Consider the following 18,976-nt stretch of genomic DNA (forward strand, 5'->3'; position numbering starts at 1 on the left):
ACATGGATATATTACAGGTAATCGCAGATGAATTGCAGATTAAGAAAGGGCAGGTAGAAAAGTCGGTTGAACTGATTGACGAGGGTGCAACGATTCCGTTTATCGCCAGATACCGGAAGGAAGTGACAGGCTCCTTAAATGATGAGCAGTTACGTGCGTTGTCCGAGCGGCTTGTGTATCTGCGTAACTTAGAGGAGAAGAAAGCGTCTGTGCTTGCAACAATCGAAGAGCAGGGTAAGCTGACGGAGGAATTGAAAAAGCAGATCGAGGCAGCCATGACAATGGTGGCATTAGAGGATCTGTATCGACCATATCGTCCGAAGCGCCGGACAAGAGCGACAATCGCCAAGGAGAAGGGCTTAGAGCCACTTGCAGAGATTTTACGTGCACAGGAGACGAAAAAAACGATTGAGGAAGAGGCATCAGCCTTTGTCGATGCAGAAAAGGGCGTGGAAAGCGTGCAGGATGCCATCGACGGAGCCAAGGATATTCTTGCAGAGGTCTATGCAGATGATGCCGATTACCGGACGAAGCTTCGTGTGATGACGAAGGAGAGCGGAAGTCTTATAGCAAAGGCAAAGGATGAGGAAGCAGATTCGGTCTATGAAATGTATTATGATTTCTCAGAGCCAATCAAAAAGCTGGTTGGACACCGGATTTTAGCAATCAACCGCGGGGAGGCAGAGAAGTTTTTGACGGTGAAGATAGAGGCACCGAGACAGGATATTCTGCTCTGGCTTGTAAAGCGGATTATTAAGAATATGAAACATGACAGTGCAAGCTATCTCTATGAAGCAATCACAGACAGCTATGATCGTCTGATTGCGCCATCCATCGAACGTGAGATACGAAATGAACTGACTGAGAAGGCAGAGGAGGGCGCAATCGGTGTATTCGGCAAGAACCTCCATCAGCTTCTGATGCAGCCACCGATCTCCGGGCAGGTTGTGCTTGGCTGGGATCCAGGATTTGCACATGGAAGCAAGCTTGCTGTCGTCGACGAGACCGGCAAGGTACTTGATACGGTCATCATCTATCCGACGAAGGGACAGAAAAACTATGATGCGGCAAAGCAGGTATTGAAGAAGCTGATTGCAAAATATCATGTAACACTCATTTCCCTGGGAAATGGTACTGCCAGCCGGGAATCTGAGGCGATGATCGTCGAGCTGATGAAAGAACTGAATGTGGACTTAAAATATGTCATCACAGATGAGGCAGGTGCATCCATCTATTCAGCCAGCAAGGAAGCAACGGAGGAATTTCCGGATTTTGATGAGTGGCAGAGAAGTGCGGCAAGTATCGCAAGAAGAATCCAGGATCCGTTAGCAGAGCTTGTAAAGATTGATCCGAAATCCATTGGTGTCGGACAGTATCAGCATGATATGAACCAGAAGAATCTTGGCAATGCGCTCAACATTGTAGTCGAGGATTGTGTAAACTCGGTTGGAATTGATCTGAATACAGCCAGTCCGGCGTTGCTTTCGTATGTGTCCGGTATCAATAAGACACTGGCAAAATCTATCGTGTCATACCGGGAAGAAAACGGTAGCTTCAAGAACCGGAAGGAGCTTCTCAAAGTGCCGAAGCTTGGACCAAAGGCATACGAACAGTGTGCAGGCTTCCTGCGTATCCATGGCGGAAGCGAGGCGTTAGATGCGACGAGCGTTCATCCGGAAAGCTATGAGGCAACCAAGGCTTTGATGGAGAAAATCGGTGTATCGGAGGATGATATCAAGCATGGTGGCATGAAGGGTATCAGCAAGAAGACAAAGGATACGAAGAGGCTTGCAGAAGAACTTGGAATCGGGGAACCGACACTTGTGGACATTGTAAAAGAGCTTGAAAAGCCGGGCAGAGATCCACGAGAGGAGATGCCAAAGCCGATTCTTCGAAGTGATGTGCTTGAGATGAAGGATTTAAAGCCGGGTATGGAGTTAAAAGGAACGGTACGAAATGTCATCGACTTTGGTGCATTCGTCGATATCGGTGTACATCAGGACGGACTTGTGCATATTTCCCGGATGTCAGACAAGTACATCAAGCATCCGCTGGAGGTCGTGTCGGTCGGAGATATCGTGGATGTGACGGTGATGAGTGTGGATCTTGACAAGCACCGGATCCAGTTATCTATGATAAAATAGGGCAAAAAGAAACTTTTTCAAAAAAAATCAAAAAATATGAAAATTTTTCTTGCATATTGAAAAGTTATTTGGTAAAATAGCCTATGTTGTGAGCCCGCAAAGAGAATTATGCAGGCAGGGCTTAATATTTGTCAAGGAGGTGCTAACGGTGGCAAAGTGTAGTATTTGTGAAAAAGGAGCTCATTTCGGTAACAATGTGAGCCATTCTCATAGAAGATCAAACAGAATGTGGAAATCAAACATCAAGTCTGTGAAGGCAGTAGTTAACGGTACTCCTAAGAAGATTTATGTTTGCACACAGTGCTTGAAGTCTGGTAAGGTTGAGAGAGCCTAAGCAGATGGTAAAAAAACAGCATATTGATATGCTGTTTTTTTTTATGTTATGGCGACGAGGAAAATGCACGCATTTATGCGGTGCATTTGACGACCGCTAATCAGAGACAAGATGCGCAGATATGACAAATTTATGGAATTGCATAGCAGGTAAAAGTTGCTAAATCCTTTTAAAAAGGGTATAATAGCGCTATATGACTTTAAACAGCCGGAATCAGTCCGGCTTATCACGGAAACGGAGGTAAACGCATGAAGGGTTATTTATCGAATGAAAACGGTGAAATCATTATAGAAAATGAAGTAATTGCCCAGTATGCCGGACATGCCGCGTTGGAGTGCTTCGGTATCGTTGGTATGGCAACCATCAGTATGAAGGATGGAATTGCAAAGCTTTTGAAGGGTGACAGTATCAGCAAGGGTGTCAATGTAGTGATTGGTGAAAACAACGAGCTGTCTATTGATTTTCATATTATCGTGGCATATGGTGTCAGCATTTCGACGGTATGCGATAATCTGATCAGTACCGTTCAGTATTCTATTGAGGAAATGACAGGCATGAAGGTGAAGGCAATCAACATCTATGTTGAAGGCGTTCGTGTGATAGATTAATGATTAATAACACATATAGATCAGGAGGACAGACAAAGTGGCTACAAAGGTAATTGATGCCCAGTTGTTACAGAAAGCATTTATTGCTGGAGCATACAACTTAGAGAAAAATAAAGACTATATCAATGAATTGAATGTATTCCCGGTACCGGATGGCGATACAGGCTCCAATATGTCGCTTACGATCATGGCGGCTGCCAGAGAGGTAAGTGCACTTGAGAATCCGTCTATGGATGAGCTATCCAAGACAATTTCAAGCGGATCCCTGCGTGGCGCAAGAGGAAATTCCGGCGTTATCTTATCGCAGCTTCTGCGAGGTTTCTGCAAGGAAATCAAGGGAAAGAAGCAGATTACAGTATCGGTACTTGCAGATGGTTTCGTACGTGCCGTAGAGACGGCATATAAGGCAGTTATGAAGCCGAAGGAAGGTACAATCCTGACTGTGGCAAAGGGCGTTGCAGAGAAGGCTGTGGAGCTTTCTGAGATGGATATGGATTTCGAGACACTGGGACAGGAGATTCTCGATCATGGTAATGAGGTATTAAAGCAGACGCCAGAGCTGCTTCCGGTTCTGAAAGAAGCAGGTGTCGTTGATTCCGGTGGACAGGGACTGATGGAGTTTCTGACTGGCGCTTACAATGGTCTGACAGGAAAAGCAGAGATTAGCAAGCCGGCAACATCCGGCGGTGTGGCAAAGGCGCAGACGATGTCTTCCGAAGAGATTGATACATCCCATATCAAATATGGTTACTGCACAGAGTTTATCATTATGCTTGAGAAGGAATACAATGCAGAGACGGAAGCGAAGTTCAAGGAGTTCTTAACCTCGATCGGTGATTCGCTTGTTGTTGTATCCGATGATGAGATCGTGAAGGTACACGTGCATACGAACCATCCGGGACTTGCCTTTGAAAAAGGTCTGGAGTATGGTTCCCTTACAAGCATGAAGGTCGACAATATGCGTGAGGAGCATAAAGAAAAGGTCATCCACGAGCAGGATCGCAAGAAGGCTGCCGAGCAGGAAGCTGCGAAGGAAGCAAAGAAGGATGAGCCGAAGAAGCCGTTTGGTTTTGTTGCAGTGTCTGTTGGAGAAGGCTTAAATGATATCTTCCGGGATCTCGGCGTGGATCATATCATCGAAGGTGGACAGACAATGAATCCAAGTACGGAGGATGTCTTAGATGCAATCTCTAAGGTAAATGCAGAAACCGTATTTGTATTCCCAAACAATAAGAATATTATCTTAGCAGCCAATCAGGCAGCAGAGATTGAAGAAGAGAAGAAGGTTATTGTCATTCCGACGAAGACGATTCCGCAGGGAATCAGTGCGCTTATCTCCTTTGATGAGTCAGCAAACGCAGAGGCAAATCAGGCTGGCATGGAGGATGCAATTACCGCAGTGAAGAGTGGACAGGTTACCTATGCAGTGCGTGATACGTCGATCGATGGCAAGGAGATCAAAACCGGCGATTATATGGGTATTGATGATGTTGGTATCCAGGCGGTCGGACAGAACATCACAGAGGTTGTGAAGGATCTGATCGGTGCGATGGCAGATGAGGATTCTGAGCTTCTGAGCATCTATTACGGAAGTGATGTCGAGGAGGAAAAAGCAGATGCACTGGTAGAAGCTGTACAGGCTGCATATCCGGACTTTGAAGTAGAAACCCATGCAGGCGGACAGCCAATCTATTATTATATTTTGTCATTGGAATAAACGAATAAAGGGAATTGCCGGATTGCAATTCCGGGGATAAATCCTGACAGAACGAGCGTGTTTTGTCAGGATTTTTCTATGGGAAGAGTAGAAATATATTTGCAGTTTCGTTATAATGAATATAGTTATTTGAGCAAAAACAAATAGAAGATTGAAAGAAAAGTATGAGAAAAGAAGACAGTATAAAGACAATTAAAGGCATTGGAGAGAAAACGACGGAAAGCTTTGCACGGCTTGGAATCTTCACAATCGATGATCTGCTTCATACGTATCCGCGTAATTATCTAAGCTACGAGGAGCCGGTATACATTCGGGATGCGGCGGTTGGAGAACGACACGCGATCCGGGCGATGATCACCTCCTATGTGACGGTTAAACAGGTGCGGAGCTTAAAGCTTACGATCCTGACGGTCAGTGACGGCGATATGACGATGCATATGACATGGTTCAACCAGCCATTTTTAAGAAATGTGTTCCACAAGGGTGATTCATATATTTTCGTTGGAACAGTCAAAGTAAAAAATGGCATGCGTGTTATGGAGCAGGCAGAATATTATAAGCTTCCGGTGTATACCGGAATGCAGCAGGAGATGCAGCCGGTCTATCCGCTTACGAGTGGGCTTTCGAATAAAACCTTTCAGAAAGCCATCATGGCAACACGCGAGCTGATCTGCCAGATGGAAGATTATGTGCCGGAGAAAGTGCGGACAGAGCATAGTCTGATGGAACTATCAGAAGCGTATGAGAACATTCATTTCCCGATGAATCAGGAAGTCTTGAAAAATGCGATCCGCAGGCTTGCCTTTGATGAGTTTTATCAGTTCCTCTATGACATGGCATCCATGAAGAAGACGACGCAGCTGCAGGAGAATCTGCATAAGATCGTGCAGGGAAAGGCAGTCGCGGATTACATATCAGAGCTTCCATTTTCGCTTACGAAAGGACAGCAGCAGGCAATCGAGGATATCCTCGCTGATATGGGAGGAGATGGTGTGATGAACCGGCTGATCCAGGGGGATGTCGGTTCGGGAAAGACGGTCGTTGCTGCGGCATCGCTGCTTGCCTGTGCAAAGGCAGGGTATCAGGGGGCGCTCATGGCACCGACCGAGGTGCTTGCGAGACAACATTACGAGGAACTGTCAGAGCAGTTTGCGAAGTATGATATCTGTACGGCGTGTCTCGTCGGTTCGACACCATTAAAGGAGAAACGAAGAATCTATGAAGCGATAAAGCAGGGTGGAGTTGATATTGTGATCGGTACACACGCGCTGCTGGAAGATAAGGTGGAATTCAAAGATCTGGCATTGGTTGTGACGGATGAACAGCATCGCTTCGGTGTGAACCAGCGAAAGAAATTATCGGACAAGGGCTATGGCGTGCATACACTTGTCATGTCTGCAACACCGATTCCACGAACGTTAGCTATCATTTTATATGCAGATATGGATATCTCGATTATCAAAGAGCTTCCGAAGGGCAGAAAGCCAATTAAAAACTGTGTGGTTGGCACGAATTACCGGCAGACAGCGTATCAGTTTATCGCCGGGCAGATCGCCGAGCACAGTCAGGTCTATGTTGTCTGTCCGATGGTGGAAGAAAGCGAGACGCTTGATGTGACGAATGTCACGGAATATGTGGATACGATGCGGGCGAACCTGCCTGCCGGCACGCGGATTGAGATGCTGCACGGGCAGATGCGGGCAGAAGAGAAAAATGAGATTATGAAACGGTTTTCCGATGGGGAGATTGACGTGCTTGTATCGACAACGGTTATCGAGGTCGGTGTCAATAACCCGAACGCAACCGTCATGATGGTGGAAAATGCAGAGCGGTTCGGTCTGGCACAGCTGCACCAGCTGCGGGGCAGAGTCGGACGAGGAAAGAAGCAGTCATATTGTATCTTTATCAATGGAAAGGAATCGGAGGAGTCGATGGAACGTCTGCGCGTATTGGAGAATTCCAATGATGGATTCTTTATCGCGAGCGAAGATCTGAAGTTACGCGGCCCGGGTGATTTCTTCGGAATCCGGCAGAGTGGCGATGCATTGTTTGAGCTTGCGGATATCTATAATCATGCGGATATGTTGCAGCTTGCACAGGATATACTGAAAGAATATGGTAAGACGATACAGCCGGTCCGCAGAAACCGTGGTGGAATCTCTGAGACTGTGCTGTAGAAATCCGGATGTAGATGCTGTTATGAATGCAAAATTATGCAAAAACACGCAAAAACGCTGATATTGCTTAGAAAACGGTTGCCGAACAGGGCAAAAAAGCATATAATAGGCACGTGTTTGATTAAATAAGATAAGAGGAATGACATGAAAGTAAAAGTAGGGTATATTACACGTTGGAGAAGAGCCATCTTCTTCACTTTGGTAGGATGTATTGTAGTATTTGGACTGGTATCTACCATATGTTCGAAGCTTATCGAAGCAGCGCTTGTCTCGAATATGGTAAGCGTTGCGGCATTGCTTCTGTGTATTATTGTATTTGTGCTCGTATTAAGCGACAAATGGGAGCGGTTCGAAGGCGAAGGGATTGCGGCAATTGAGGATGGAACACTGACGTATCATGATAAGAAACGTCATATCGAGATTGCAATGGATGATATCAAAAGTGTGGATATCAAACCAATCACGCTTGGACAGACAAGCAAGACGAATCTCGCGTATCTGCTTGTGATCAAGACAAATAAGAAGAAATATCAGATTGAGTCGGAGCGTGCCAGAGGTCAGGCATACGATGAGGTTGACCTGCACCGGTTATATATCTGGATACAGGAAAAACGTACAAAATAAGAGGGTTGCAGGGGAAGGAAACAGGTAAAATGAAGAAAAACAATAACAAGGTATGGATTGCAGTGATTGCTGTGCTGGTAGCAGTGATTGCCGTATTGATTGTTGTATTGGTGCGCAGAAAGCCGAAGGATGATGTCGAGAAGGTAACCTCCGGGGAGACAATACAGACGGAGACAGAGGCAGTACCGGAAACGGCATCGGATGCGACGGAAGCGCTGATGACAGAAGCGGCAACGACGGAGAAAGAGGTAGTACAGGATTGTTTCGTCAGGGTGACAAACAGCAATTCATGGGAAGGTGCGAATGGATACAGCGGACAGCTGGATTCGACAATCACGAATAAGACAGGAAATGCACTCAAAAATTGGGAGATCAAGATGACAGTACCGGATAAGACGACGGTGGACAGCTCCTGGAATGGAACATTCAAGCTGGATGGAACGACATTGTCTGTGACAAGCGTGGACTACAATGCAGAGGTTCCGGCAAAAGGAAGTCTTAAAGATATCGGTGCGATTGTGACAGTGCCATCGCAGGCGGATTTGAAGGCAATCTGTGATAGTGCAGTGCTCTATGTAGATGGAAAAGAATATAAAGGAAACAGCGATACATCGACGACAGAAGTAACTGAGGCAAAGGAAGAGACGAAGCCCAAGAAAAAGACAGAGCCGGAGAGTGGAACACCAGTTGAAAATCACGGCAAGCTTACGCTGAAGGGCACGGATATTGTAGATAAAAATGGAGACAAATATCAGTTAAAGGGTGTCAGCACACATGGTATCGCCTGGTTCCCGGATTATGTGAATCAGGATGCGTTCGAAAGCCTGCGTGACGATATGGGTGCCAATCTGATCCGTATTGCGATGTATTCCGGCGAAAATAACGGATATTGTACCGGTGGTGATAAACAGCAGTTAAAGGAACTGGTGAAAACCGGTGTGGATGCGGCGACGAACCTTGGCATGTATGTCATTATTGACTGGCATGTATTAGGAGACCAGAATCCGCAGACCTATAAGGAAGAGGCAAAGGCATTCTTTGAGGAAATGTCTGCCCTGTACAAAAATTATGATAATGTAATCTATGAGATCTGTAATGAGCCAAACGGTGGAACAACCTGGGCAGATGTAAAGTCCTATGCGGAAGAGGTGATTCCAATCATTCGCAAGAATTCCAAGGATGCACTGATTATCGTGGGAACACCGACATGGTCGCAGGATGTGGACATTGCGGCAGAAGATCCAATTACCGGATATGACAATATCATGTATGCAGTTCACTTCTATGCGGCAACGCATACGGATAACATCCGGAACAAAGTGACAACGGCACTTTCCAAAGGTTTGCCGATCTTTGTCAGTGAGTTTTCCATCTGCGATGCATCCGGAAATGGAGCAATTGATTATGATCAGGCGGCAAAATGGTTCGATCTGATTGATGCTGATAATCTGTCCTATGCAGCATGGAATTTATCGAACAAGGCGGAGACGTCTTCGTTGATTGATTCTTCCTGTACGAAAACGTCCGGCTGGACGGATGATGACTATTCTGAGACAGGAAAATGGCTCAAGAAGCAGATGCATGGAGAAAACTGATCAGGATGAACATGGCATATAGTCCAGGTATTCTAAAATAATTTGTAAAAGGAAAGAAAAATATGCGTGTAATAGCTGGTACGGCGCGAAGTCTGCCGTTAAAAACAGTAGAAGGTCTGGAGACGCGGCCGACGACAGACCGAATCAAAGAGACATTATTTAATATGCTGACCGGATATGTTCCGCAGGCAAAATTCTTAGATTTATTTGCCGGAAGCGGTGGGATTGGTATTGAGGCATTATCCCGTGGTGCAGAGAGCTGTACCTTTGTGGAACAGGCAAAAAATGCAGCCGCATGTATCGAGGATAATCTGAAATTCACAAAGCTCGCAGACAAAGCACAGGTGCGGAAATTCGATGCGGTAAGCTTTGTATCATCTTTGCCGGAGATTGATTATGATGTGATCTTTATGGATCCTCCATACAGCAAAGGATTAGAGCGCAGAGTATTGGAGGTGCTTTCCCAAAAGAAGTTTACGGTGGACACACTGATTGTGGTAGAAGCTGCATTGGATGAGGATTTCTCTTATGTAGATGCACTTGGATTTGAAATAACAAAGGATAAGCATTATAAGACGAATAAGCATGTCTTTTTAATGCAGAAGGAGAATGTATGAGTATAGCAGTTTATCCGGGCAGCTTTGATCCGGTTACGCTTGGACATTTGGATATCATTCGCAGATCTGCGGCGATATTCGATCATGTAATTGTCGGAGTTTTGAATAATACATCGAAAAAACCATTGTTTTCTTTGAAAGAACGTGTTAATATGTTGAAAGATGTAGTTTCCGAGATTGATAACGTGACAGTAGAATCGTTTGACGGCTTGCTGGTGGATTTTGTCCGTCAGAAGCATACGAATGTGATCATCCGGGGACTTCGTGCCCTGACAGATTTTGATTTGGAGATGCAGATGGCACAGAGCAACCGTATGGTTGCCAAGGATGTCGATACTGTGTTTTTATCGACAAGCACGCAGTACTCTTACCTGAGTTCGAGCGTGGTAAAGGAATATGCAAGGTATGGTGTTGACCTGACTGAATTTGTTCCCGCGTGCATTATTCCCAAATTAATCGAGCGAATGAATGAATTGGATATAAAGAGGTCATAGGAGGATTCTTAAGATGGGTAAAAAAGGCGTTGAAAGTATGATCGAGGAGATCAAAGTATATATTGAAAACTGTAAGCCAATGCCATTGTCACAGACAAAGATTTCAGTACAGAAGCCAGAGCTTCTCTCTATGCTGGACGAATTAGAGTTAAAGCTTCCGGGAGAGATTGAGCGTTGTAAGAAGATTATGCGTAACAAGGAGATGATCCTTGCCGATGCAAGAACACGTTCCGATGCAATTATTACAGAGTCAGTCAATGAAGCAAATCGTATGATCGAGCAAAATGAGATTACACGACTTGCCAATATTCGTGCAGAGGAGATTCTGGAGAATGCCAGAAATCAGGCTCAGCAGATCGTAGATCAGGCTTCTGAGGAAGCAAATGAAATCCGTCTGGGTGCAATGTATTATACAAAGGATAAGCTTACAGAGATGCGTGATATCTTCCAGAAGATTCATGATATGGAGAAAGAGAATTACCGTGTACTGATCGAGTCCCTGGAGAACGATACCTATGTGATCGAGACAAATATGACAGAGATGGATACAAACATCAATATGTTTACAGCTTCTTCGAACATGTCTTATGAAGAGACGGATGATCTTGACAGTGCATTCTCAAATGAGCCGGCTCCAGCTCCGGCACCACAGCCAGCTCCAAGCTATCAGGAAGAAGTTGCAGAAGATGAGGAAGAGCCAGATGAGGACGAGGATGATGTTGACGTATATGGCGAGCGTGACGCGGACGACGATGACGATGATTTCGATGATTTCTTAGATGAATAAGAGATACATGGCAAAATCAGTCATACATCCACAGATACATTTGATAACGAAATAATAAATCATGGACAGCCCGGATTGCTTCGTGACCTGGATTGTTTGGAGAAAGGCAGAGATGCCGCCAAACGAGGTACACGCAAGGATTAGGGCTGTTTTGATTTCGGGTAAAAATGTGCTTGCAGCAAGTACCGTGCTTCCCTGGGTGATTTCGAGTATGCCGCATAAGACGGACGACACATTGGAAGGCAGATGCGGGATGGCACAGACAAGCGCAAACAGGATGGAACAGATCATGATGTATAAACCGACATAGGTAATTTGGATGACGGATTGTAATAACAGATCGTTTGTCTGCGTGGGTATGGCTTGTTGTGATATAGTTTCCTTTGAATATTTGGATGTATGCCTGGACGGGGTTGATGAGTGACCGGTAACAGCAACTTCTTTCGATGCAGTATGATGTAAGGTATGTATATTGGATGATGAACATGTAGGTTTATGTTTCCCAGATGCACGGAAAAGGACGAAAGCGATACATGTGACAAGCACATATGGCACATAGAGAACCGCAAGCAGGAACCAGAATGGAAACTGATCCTTTAATACAATGTGACCGATATAGCCAGACAGAAACATCGGGCTGATATTATTGCACAGTGGGAGCAATATGGTAGCGGTGGATGGCTTGATATAGCCCTCCTTCGTGAAGTCGGAAGCCATCTTCGCACCGAGCGGATAGCCACATAGAAGTCCAAGCAGGAATAAGACAGGAATCGCATAGGCGGCGCCTGTTTTTTTGGTGCGGATTTTGAGGACGAAGAGGTTTGATAAGAGCATAAAAGGAAGAAGCAGGGGTAAAACATCGTGAAACCAGAGCATAAGTCCGGCACGTGCCCCGGTGACTATGACCTGATTTTTCAAAATCAGTGTCAGAAGAAAAATAATCAGACAAAAAAGCATAGAAAAACTCCCTAAACTTCCATAATTAAATGTATGAACACGAAATATCACATAGAACTAAACAGGAAGGAAATATGTGTGAAATGTCATACAGCGGCATTATAGAACGGGGAGTTTTCTTGTATAATCGTTCGGAAGTGAGACACCGTAATGATTATAGTAGATGCAGTTGTAAAGCTCTGTCGCACGCAGATCATACTGCCACATGGTACGTGCGGGTCCGGCGAGAGTGGCAGGGTAGGCAGAAAGCACGGAGTCAAAATCTGCTTTCTTCGTGATGACCGGAATTTCAGATGCCTCGTGTAACTGACGGATAAGCCCGCTGGAATCCTTCTTCAGAGCCAGGATATTGGCATAATATGCATAACCGGATCCGATAAACTTCTGCCGGTCAGACTCAGTATAGCTAAGCAGCAGATGCAGGAGTGCCCGGGCAATGCGGCTCCTTGTGATATCCTTCGTTTTTAATTGTTCAACAAGTGTTTCATAGTCGATTGGATATGGGGCATGCTGTAGTTTATTCGCAAGTGCCGGGGAGATATCACAGATATCTGACAGCTCCGGTACCCGAAGTCTGCAAGCCTGTATGAAAGGTGTCAGCATCGCATCCGACAGATAGGTGTGTGTCGGAGCTTCCATACGCGAATAGGTTGTCGTTGGTACCTGTGCGGCAAGTACCGAAACGTCCGATCCAGTGGCAAGGGCTGACCGGATGGCAGTTGCCGAGCTGATCTGCGCCTGCAGATCGGTATCATGGTAGTCGTTCGCGATTCGTTTGATAAAGATCGGTTTGATATCCGCCTGCAGCTTCCGGATCGCACACAGATAGGAGAGTGCGAGCGTATTGTTCGGTGTCTTAAGAAGATCTGCTGCCGAATCTCCGCAGATCGCAGCGATTGCTGTCTGTCTCGCTTTCGGGTAGGAGACTCCGGTTTTTAAAGCCTGCTTTAAGGCAAGCTGATAGTTCTTCGGTTCTTTCGTCAGAACCTCTGCAACCTGTTCAAACACTTCCGGTTCTGCCTGTTCGACGCCAAACGCCAGATAGTTAATCGCCTGAAGGTTCTTTAAGATTGCGACAGCACCATCCGCAAAATCTCCGGCACTTCCCGTCGCATATACAAACGGAAGCTCTAAGCACAGGTCAAATCCATCCGCAACCGCCATTTCCGCGCGTGTGTATTTGTTCCACAGGGCGATACTGCCACGCTGCAAGAAATTTCCGCTCATCAGCGCGACCGCGTGGTCGGCATGCGAAAGAGACATCGCTTCCTCGAAGAGATAGTGATGTCCGTTGTGGTATGGATGAAATTCTGCGATGACTGCTACGTTACTCATATCGTTATTATACCAATCCGGTCAGGATTCATCAAGGCTTGCCGGCTTGGATTTGGTGGAAACTTATTTTGGTTGGCATTTGTTTAACAATGATATATAATATGGAATCGTTGAAAATATAAGACATTGATAAGCAGGTATAAAATGGAGAATAGACGATGAGGAACGAACAAGAAAAAACAGAATGGATGCAGAAACCGGTTGTAGTATGGCTTGGCGCCATGCTTTGTTGCTTCCTGTGGGGAAGTGCATTTCCGTGTATCAAGATCGGATATAAGCTGTGGGAGATCAATTTTCTGGATACGGCATCGCAGATTTTATTTGCGGGTATGCGTTTTTTGCTTGCGGGCATACTGGCAATCGTGCTCGGAAGTATGCTTGAGCGGCGGTTTCTGAAACCGGAGCAGGGCGCAGCAGGGAAGATTCTGTGGTTGTCGCTTCTGCAGACAGTCGCACAGTATATGTTCTTCTATATCGGACTGGCACATACAAGCGGTGTGAAGGCGTCGATCATAGAGGCAGTCAATGTGTTTGTCGCAATCCTCGTATCGGGATGTCTGTTCCGGCAGGAGACGATCCATGCCAGACAGATGATCGGCTGTCTGATCGGATTTGCGGGTGTAGTGCTGATTAACTTAAATGGCGTAGACTTCCATATGCAGGCAAATGGAGAGGGCTTTATCCTGTTATCGACGATTGCCTATGCATTTTCATCCGTGTTCCTGAAACGGTATTCTGCAAAGCACAATCCGGTGATGCTTTCCGGCTATCAGTTCATCGCAGGTGGCATCATTTTAATGCTGTTTGGTCTGCTGCTTGGCGGACGGATGGGCGCAATATCGGCATCCGCCATCGGAATTCTTGTGTATCTGGCGTTTGTGTCCGCTGTTGCCTATTCCCTGTGGGGACTGCTCTTAAAATACAATCCGGTATCGAAGGTGGCGGTGTTCGGATTCATGAATCCGGTGTTCGGCGTGATCTTATCGGCATGGCTGCTGGATGAGCGGGAGCAGGCGTTTGGGGTGCTGAGCATAATTTCACTTGCGCTTGTCTGTGTGGGAATCTATATTGTCAATAAAAGAAATGAGAATTGTTAATTTGCTCTTGACCTAAAGGTAGGTGTAGGTGGTATAACGTAAGAGAACAATTATTGATACAGGAGATGAAACAAGATGGAAAAGCAGATCAGACAGACATATTTCGAGGGCGAACGCCCATTGTTTGGTGCGGAGCATCTGTCCATTCAAGATACGATTTTCGGGGAAGGAGAATCCCCGCTTAAGGAGAGCCGTGATATTTCGTTGGAAGGGAGCATTTTCCAGTGGAAATATCCGCTCTGGTACAGTAAGAATATTGCGGTGAAAGACGGCACATGGGCGGAAATGGCGCGTGCCGGTGTCTGGTACACCGATGATATGACGGTTGAGCGCGCGCTGATCGAGGCACCGAAGAATTTCCGGCGCTGTCGCAGACTGACGCTCAAAGAGGTTGCCCTTCCAAATGCTTTAGAGACATTGTGGCATTGCACAGATGTGACACTCGATCACGTGATGGCAAAGGGCGATTATTTCGCGATGGACTGCGAGAATATGAAGATTCAGGACTTCCAGCTTGCGGGAAATTATTCGTTCGATGGAGCAAAAAATGTGGAGATCCACAATGCGAAGCTGCTCTCGAAGGATGCATTCTGGAACAGTGAGAATGTGACTGTCTATGATTCGGTGATTTCCGGCGAATATCTGGGCTGGAATTCGAAGAATCTGACACTGATTAACTGTACGATCGAGAGCCTGCAGGGCATGTGTTATATTGAGAATCTTGTGATGAAGAACTGCAAGCTCGTCAATACAACGCTTGCGTTTGAGTATTCGACCGTCGATGTGGAGATACAGGGCGGTATCGACAGCGTGATCAATCCGACGTCCGGTGTGATACGGGCAGATTCCATCGGAACGCTCATCATGGAGCCGGAGCGGGTGAACCCTGCGGATACAGAGATTATCTGTAAAGAGATCAAAGAGAAGAAGAACCATGCTTCGAAGTAAAGTTGCGGTTATAACGAAGCACGTTGATGTGTGCGTAGGTTATCCTTTTATCGCGAGGTGACAAATGATATGAATATTGCAGATGGAGAAGATATTATGGCATATGATTTTGATAAAATAGTTGATCGTTCCAATACGAATTCCATGAAATGGAACGTGGCAGAAGGCGAGCTTCCGATGTGGGTAGCGGATATGGATTTCGAGACAGCGCCTGCAATTATGGAAGCAATCAGCAAGCGTGCGCAGCATGGTTGTTTCGGCTATACAGAGATTCCGGATGCATGGTATCAGGCGTATATCGACTGGTGGAAGATCCGCCATGATTTCACAATGGAGAAGGACTGGCTGATGTTTTGTACCGGTGTTATACCGGCAATTTCGTCGATTGTGCGGAAGCTGACAACACCAGCCGAAAAGGTACTGGTGCAGACACCAGTGTATAATATATTCTTTAACTCGATTCTGAATAATGGCAGACAGGTGTTGGAAAGTCCGCTTGTATTTGACGGAAATGCATATCATATTGATTTTGAAGACTTGGAAAAGAAACTCGCAGATCCGCAGACGACGTTGATGATTTTATGTAATCCACACAATCCGATTGGAAAGATCTGGGACAAAGCAACACTGGAACGAATTGGTGCTTTGTGCGCGAAGCATCATGTAATCGTGCTTTCAGATGAGATTCACTGTGATCTGACCGATCCGGGACGTGGATATATTCCGTTTGCATCGGTGTCCGATGTCTGTCGGGACAACAGTATTACTTGTATTGCTCCGACGAAGACATTCAATCTCGCAGGCTTGCAGACAGCAGCCATCTCTGTACCGAATCCGGTGATTCGTCATAAGGTATGGCGTGGAATCAACACTGATGAAGTCGCAGAGCCGAATGCATTTGCGGTTGACGCGGCAATCGCGGCATTTACCAAGGGCGCAGACTGGCTAGATGCGCTCCGTGCCTATATCTACGAGAACAAGCAATATGCAGTTCAGTATGTGAAGGAACAGATACCGGAATTGGAGATTCTTCCTTCGGAGGCAACCTACCTGTTATGGATCTACTGCAAGGATCTTCCGGGAAGTTCGCGCGAAATCGCACACCGCATCCGCAAGAAGACGGGATTGTTCCTGTCTGCCGGAAGTGGATTCTCCGGGGATGGAGACCGATTCCTGCGACTCAATATCGCCTGCCCAAGAGCGTTGTTAAAAGACGGTATGGAGCGGTTAAAACGCGGGGTGGAGTAGTTCGGAAATTCCGAATTACTGCAGATGAACAAATATAAAGACTGTATATGGCTGAAAGAAATGGTGGAATCACTATGCGAATGACAACGTTATGTTATATCGAGCAGGATGGGAAATACCTCATGCTGCATCGTACGAAGAAAAAGAAAGATATCAACAAAGACAAATGGATCGGTGTCGGCGGACATGCCGAGGAGGGCGAAGGACCGGAAGAATGTCTGCTTCGCGAAGTGAAGGAAGAGACAGGGCTGACACTTACGTCGTACCGGTTCCGTGGGCTGATTACATTTATCAGCAACGAGTGTGAGCCGGAGCTGATGTGCCTGTTCACGGCAGACGTATTTACCGGAGAGCTGATCACCTGCAATGAGGGGGATCTGGTCTGGGTGGACAAAACACAGGTGCCGGAGCTTCCGACCTGGAGCGGAGACGCCATATTCCTGAAGCAGATCCTGTCAGATGATCCAAGATTTTTCACATTGCGGCTTGTGTATGTGGGCGATACACTCGTGGAACACCGGTTACAATTTTATTAGAATGAATACAAAAATGCACCGTAAATGTAAGCAGATTTCACATTTACGGTGCATTTGTTAGTTATGCAAATTTTCAGATACGAGAGTTCTTCCTGTAAATCACATATGCAGCAACCGCGGAGATGGTCTCTGTGACCGGGAATGCCCAGAAGACTCCATTGGCACCGAGGACGCGGCTTAAAACAAAGGCAGCAGGTATCATGACAACGGCATAACGCGACAACGAAATCAGCAGGGACGCCATTCCCTTTTGCAGGGCTTCGAGCGCACCGCAACAGGTGACCGAAACTGCCGAGATGATAAATCCGATGCATATGATCGTGAGTGCCTTGACACCGATCTCAACCGTCGTCTCATTGTCGGTGAAAAGTCCGATCATCTGTCCCGGTATGAGCAGGGAGAGCAGCACACCGACCGCCATCACACCGGCGGTAAGACAGAGTGTAGTCCGGAAGATCTGCCGGACACGTTTCTTCTCGCCGGCACCGTAGTTGAAGCTGATGATCGGGCGGATACCCTGGATAATTCCATTTGCAGACAGGTAAATAAATGTCTGCAGCTTATAATAGGCACCAAGCACGAGGACATATTTCTCCGAAAATGCCGTCAGGATACCGTTCAGACAGGAGATCATGAGTGATGGCAGCGCCATGTTCAGCGAAGCCGGAATGCCGACAGCATACAGATTCCCAAGCAATGCCTTGTTAAACGACAGGTTCTTACGCTTGAAGGACAGCGGCAACGGACGGAAGATGCAGAATAGCACATAGACAAGTAATGTGATCGTCTGTCCGATTCCGGTTGCGTAAGCGGCTCCCGCCATGCCCATCTTCGGAAATGAGCCGATGCCGAAGATCATCAGCGGATCGAGTACGATGTTGGAGATAAAACCGCACATCATACTGAGCATGGAAACCTTCATTCTGCCGACCGACTGGAAGATCTTCTCCAGCGAGATTCCGAGCATAATGATGACTGAGAACACGAATACGCGGTTGGCGTAGGTAAGTCCCATCTCGATGATTGCTTCATCCTTCGTATATAGTCTCAGAAAATGCGGCATACCAGCCATACCGGCAACCATCAGTATGATTCCGTGAATCACACTTAAGAACATGCCTGTGACCGCTGCCTCGTCCGCTTTCTCCTGATCCTTCGCACCAAGGCAAAATGCAATTCTTGCATTCATCGCGATACCGAATCCAACCGCAATCGCAGTCATCAGATTCTGCAGTGGATATACAAGCGAGATTGCAGTCATGGCATCCTCGCTGATCTTCGCCACAAAATAGCTGTCGACGATGTTGTATAGGGAATTGATTGCCATGGAAATAACCATCGGCAGAGACATCGAGATAACCAATGGTAAAATCGGTTTTTCTTTCATAAAATTCTGGTTCATATTTTTCACTCCTGTGTAATCATTGTGTATATCATCCTGTCTGTGGGCAGGGCAAACCCGTCTGTCAGGCAGAACAAGAAGAATTGTCTTGCATAAAAAAGCCACACAGCAAATATACTGTGTGGCGAAAAAAGAATTCTCTTAAAAAATCCACTCCCGTAAAGGGTTTTGGTATGTGATTGCGTGTCCGGGGAAATTCCGGACACTTTCTGTATTCTAGTGGGTGGGAGGATATTTGTCAAGTGGGGAGAGATAGAAGCTGATCTGAATTCCTAGCTATCACTTTTTGCTATTTTAGTGTAAAATAAGATAAACACAAAGCTGATGCAGGTAACGGCTTGGAAGAGTCATAGATT

Annotated in this window: 16 protein-coding genes and 1 pseudogene; 14 read left to right on the top strand and 3 right to left on the bottom strand. The window is 46.3% G+C overall.

The features are described 5' to 3' along the window. Nucleotides 1–2 precede the first annotated feature (2 nt). From ACZQK9_RS01335 to ACZQK9_RS01380, 10 genes and pseudogenes are all read left to right on the top strand, one after another. Complete coding sequence (locus tag ACZQK9_RS01335; protein WP_216506856.1) at nucleotides 3–2,144, top strand: Tex family protein; 2,142 nt, start codon at nucleotides 3–5, stop codon at nucleotides 2,142–2,144. A 148-nt stretch (nucleotides 2,145–2,292) separates the two neighbouring features. Then, on the top strand, nucleotides 2,293–2,478 hold the full coding sequence (gene rpmB / locus ACZQK9_RS01340; protein ID WP_117780688.1) for a 50S ribosomal protein L28: 186 nt from the start codon (nucleotides 2,293–2,295) through the stop codon (nucleotides 2,476–2,478). 248 nt (nucleotides 2,479–2,726) lie between these two features. Continuing rightward, entirely contained in the window at nucleotides 2,727–3,086 is a 360-nt protein-coding gene (locus ACZQK9_RS01345) for an Asp23/Gls24 family envelope stress response protein (protein ID WP_177970527.1), read from the top strand. Nucleotides 3,087–3,123: 37 nt separating this feature from the next. After that, nucleotides 3,124–4,803 carry a DAK2 domain-containing protein gene (locus ACZQK9_RS01350; protein WP_483269374.1) on the top strand — a complete coding sequence of 560 codons (1,680 nt, stop codon included), beginning with the start codon at nucleotides 3,124–3,126 and terminating at the stop codon, nucleotides 4,801–4,803. 164 nt (nucleotides 4,804–4,967) lie between these two features. Then, nucleotides 4,968–6,980: an ATP-dependent DNA helicase RecG gene (gene recG, locus ACZQK9_RS01355; protein WP_483269375.1), complete on the top strand. Its 2,013-nt coding sequence runs from the start codon at nucleotides 4,968–4,970 to the stop codon at nucleotides 6,978–6,980. A 144-nt stretch (nucleotides 6,981–7,124) separates the two neighbouring features. After that, nucleotides 7,125–7,604: a hypothetical protein gene (locus ACZQK9_RS01360; protein WP_483269376.1), complete on the top strand. Its 480-nt coding sequence runs from the start codon at nucleotides 7,125–7,127 to the stop codon at nucleotides 7,602–7,604. A gap of 29 nt (nucleotides 7,605–7,633) precedes the next feature. Then, nucleotides 7,634–9,199 carry a cellulase family glycosylhydrolase gene (locus ACZQK9_RS01365; protein WP_483269377.1) on the top strand — a complete coding sequence of 522 codons (1,566 nt, stop codon included), beginning with the start codon at nucleotides 7,634–7,636 and terminating at the stop codon, nucleotides 9,197–9,199. Between the two features lie 41 nt (nucleotides 9,200–9,240). Next, nucleotides 9,241–9,816 (top strand): annotated as a pseudogene (gene rsmD, locus ACZQK9_RS01370) (16S rRNA (guanine(966)-N(2))-methyltransferase RsmD); the annotation flags it as partial. Next, nucleotides 9,813–10,310 carry a pantetheine-phosphate adenylyltransferase gene (coaD, locus tag ACZQK9_RS01375; RefSeq protein ID WP_483269378.1) on the top strand — a complete coding sequence of 166 codons (498 nt, stop codon included), beginning with the start codon at nucleotides 9,813–9,815 and terminating at the stop codon, nucleotides 10,308–10,310. The pseudogene rsmD and the gene coaD, both read left to right, overlap by 4 nt. A 13-nt stretch (nucleotides 10,311–10,323) precedes the next feature. Beyond that, the gene (locus ACZQK9_RS01380; protein ID WP_483269379.1) at nucleotides 10,324–11,097 is read left to right on the top strand and encodes a F0F1 ATP synthase subunit B family protein; all 774 of its coding nucleotides are present in this window, start codon (nucleotides 10,324–10,326) and stop codon (nucleotides 11,095–11,097) included. Here ACZQK9_RS01380 and ACZQK9_RS01385 read toward each other — a convergent pair. Further along, nucleotides 11,086–12,054 carry a hypothetical protein gene (locus ACZQK9_RS01385; protein ID WP_483269380.1) on the bottom strand — a complete coding sequence of 323 codons (969 nt, stop codon included), beginning with the start codon at nucleotides 12,052–12,054 and terminating at the stop codon, nucleotides 11,086–11,088. The genes ACZQK9_RS01380 and ACZQK9_RS01385 overlap by 12 nt on opposite strands. A gap of 99 nt (nucleotides 12,055–12,153) precedes the next feature. Further along, nucleotides 12,154–13,389, bottom strand: coding sequence for a tRNA(Met) cytidine acetate ligase (locus ACZQK9_RS01390; RefSeq protein WP_483269381.1), 1,236 nt, complete (start codon nucleotides 13,387–13,389; stop codon nucleotides 12,154–12,156). A 158-nt stretch (nucleotides 13,390–13,547) separates the two neighbouring features. Here ACZQK9_RS01390 and ACZQK9_RS01395 point away from each other — a divergent pair, with 158 nt between their 5' ends. The 4 genes from ACZQK9_RS01395 (at nucleotide 13,548) to ACZQK9_RS01410 (ending at nucleotide 17,218) form a co-directional block, all read left to right on the top strand. Further along, nucleotides 13,548–14,486 (top strand): DMT family transporter, encoded by a 939-nt coding sequence (locus tag ACZQK9_RS01395; RefSeq protein WP_483269382.1) that lies wholly within the window; start codon nucleotides 13,548–13,550, stop codon nucleotides 14,484–14,486. Between the two features lie 75 nt (nucleotides 14,487–14,561). Continuing rightward, on the top strand, nucleotides 14,562–15,434 hold the full coding sequence (locus tag ACZQK9_RS01400) for a DUF3737 family protein (RefSeq protein WP_483269383.1): 873 nt from the start codon (nucleotides 14,562–14,564) through the stop codon (nucleotides 15,432–15,434). 96 nt (nucleotides 15,435–15,530) lie between these two features. Further along, entirely contained in the window at nucleotides 15,531–16,682 is a 1,152-nt protein-coding gene (locus ACZQK9_RS01405) for a MalY/PatB family protein (RefSeq protein WP_483269517.1), read from the top strand. Nucleotides 16,683–16,756: 74 nt separating this feature from the next. Then, nucleotides 16,757–17,218: an NUDIX hydrolase gene (locus ACZQK9_RS01410; RefSeq protein ID WP_483269384.1), complete on the top strand. Its 462-nt coding sequence runs from the start codon at nucleotides 16,757–16,759 to the stop codon at nucleotides 17,216–17,218. A gap of 73 nt (nucleotides 17,219–17,291) precedes the next feature. Here ACZQK9_RS01410 and ACZQK9_RS01415 read toward each other — a convergent pair whose 3' ends face one another. Then, entirely contained in the window at nucleotides 17,292–18,620 is a 1,329-nt protein-coding gene (locus tag ACZQK9_RS01415) for an MATE family efflux transporter (RefSeq protein ID WP_483269385.1), read from the bottom strand. Nucleotides 18,621–18,976: the final 356 nt, after the last annotated feature.

It is taken from the genome of Wujia sp. (assembly GCF_056872695.1).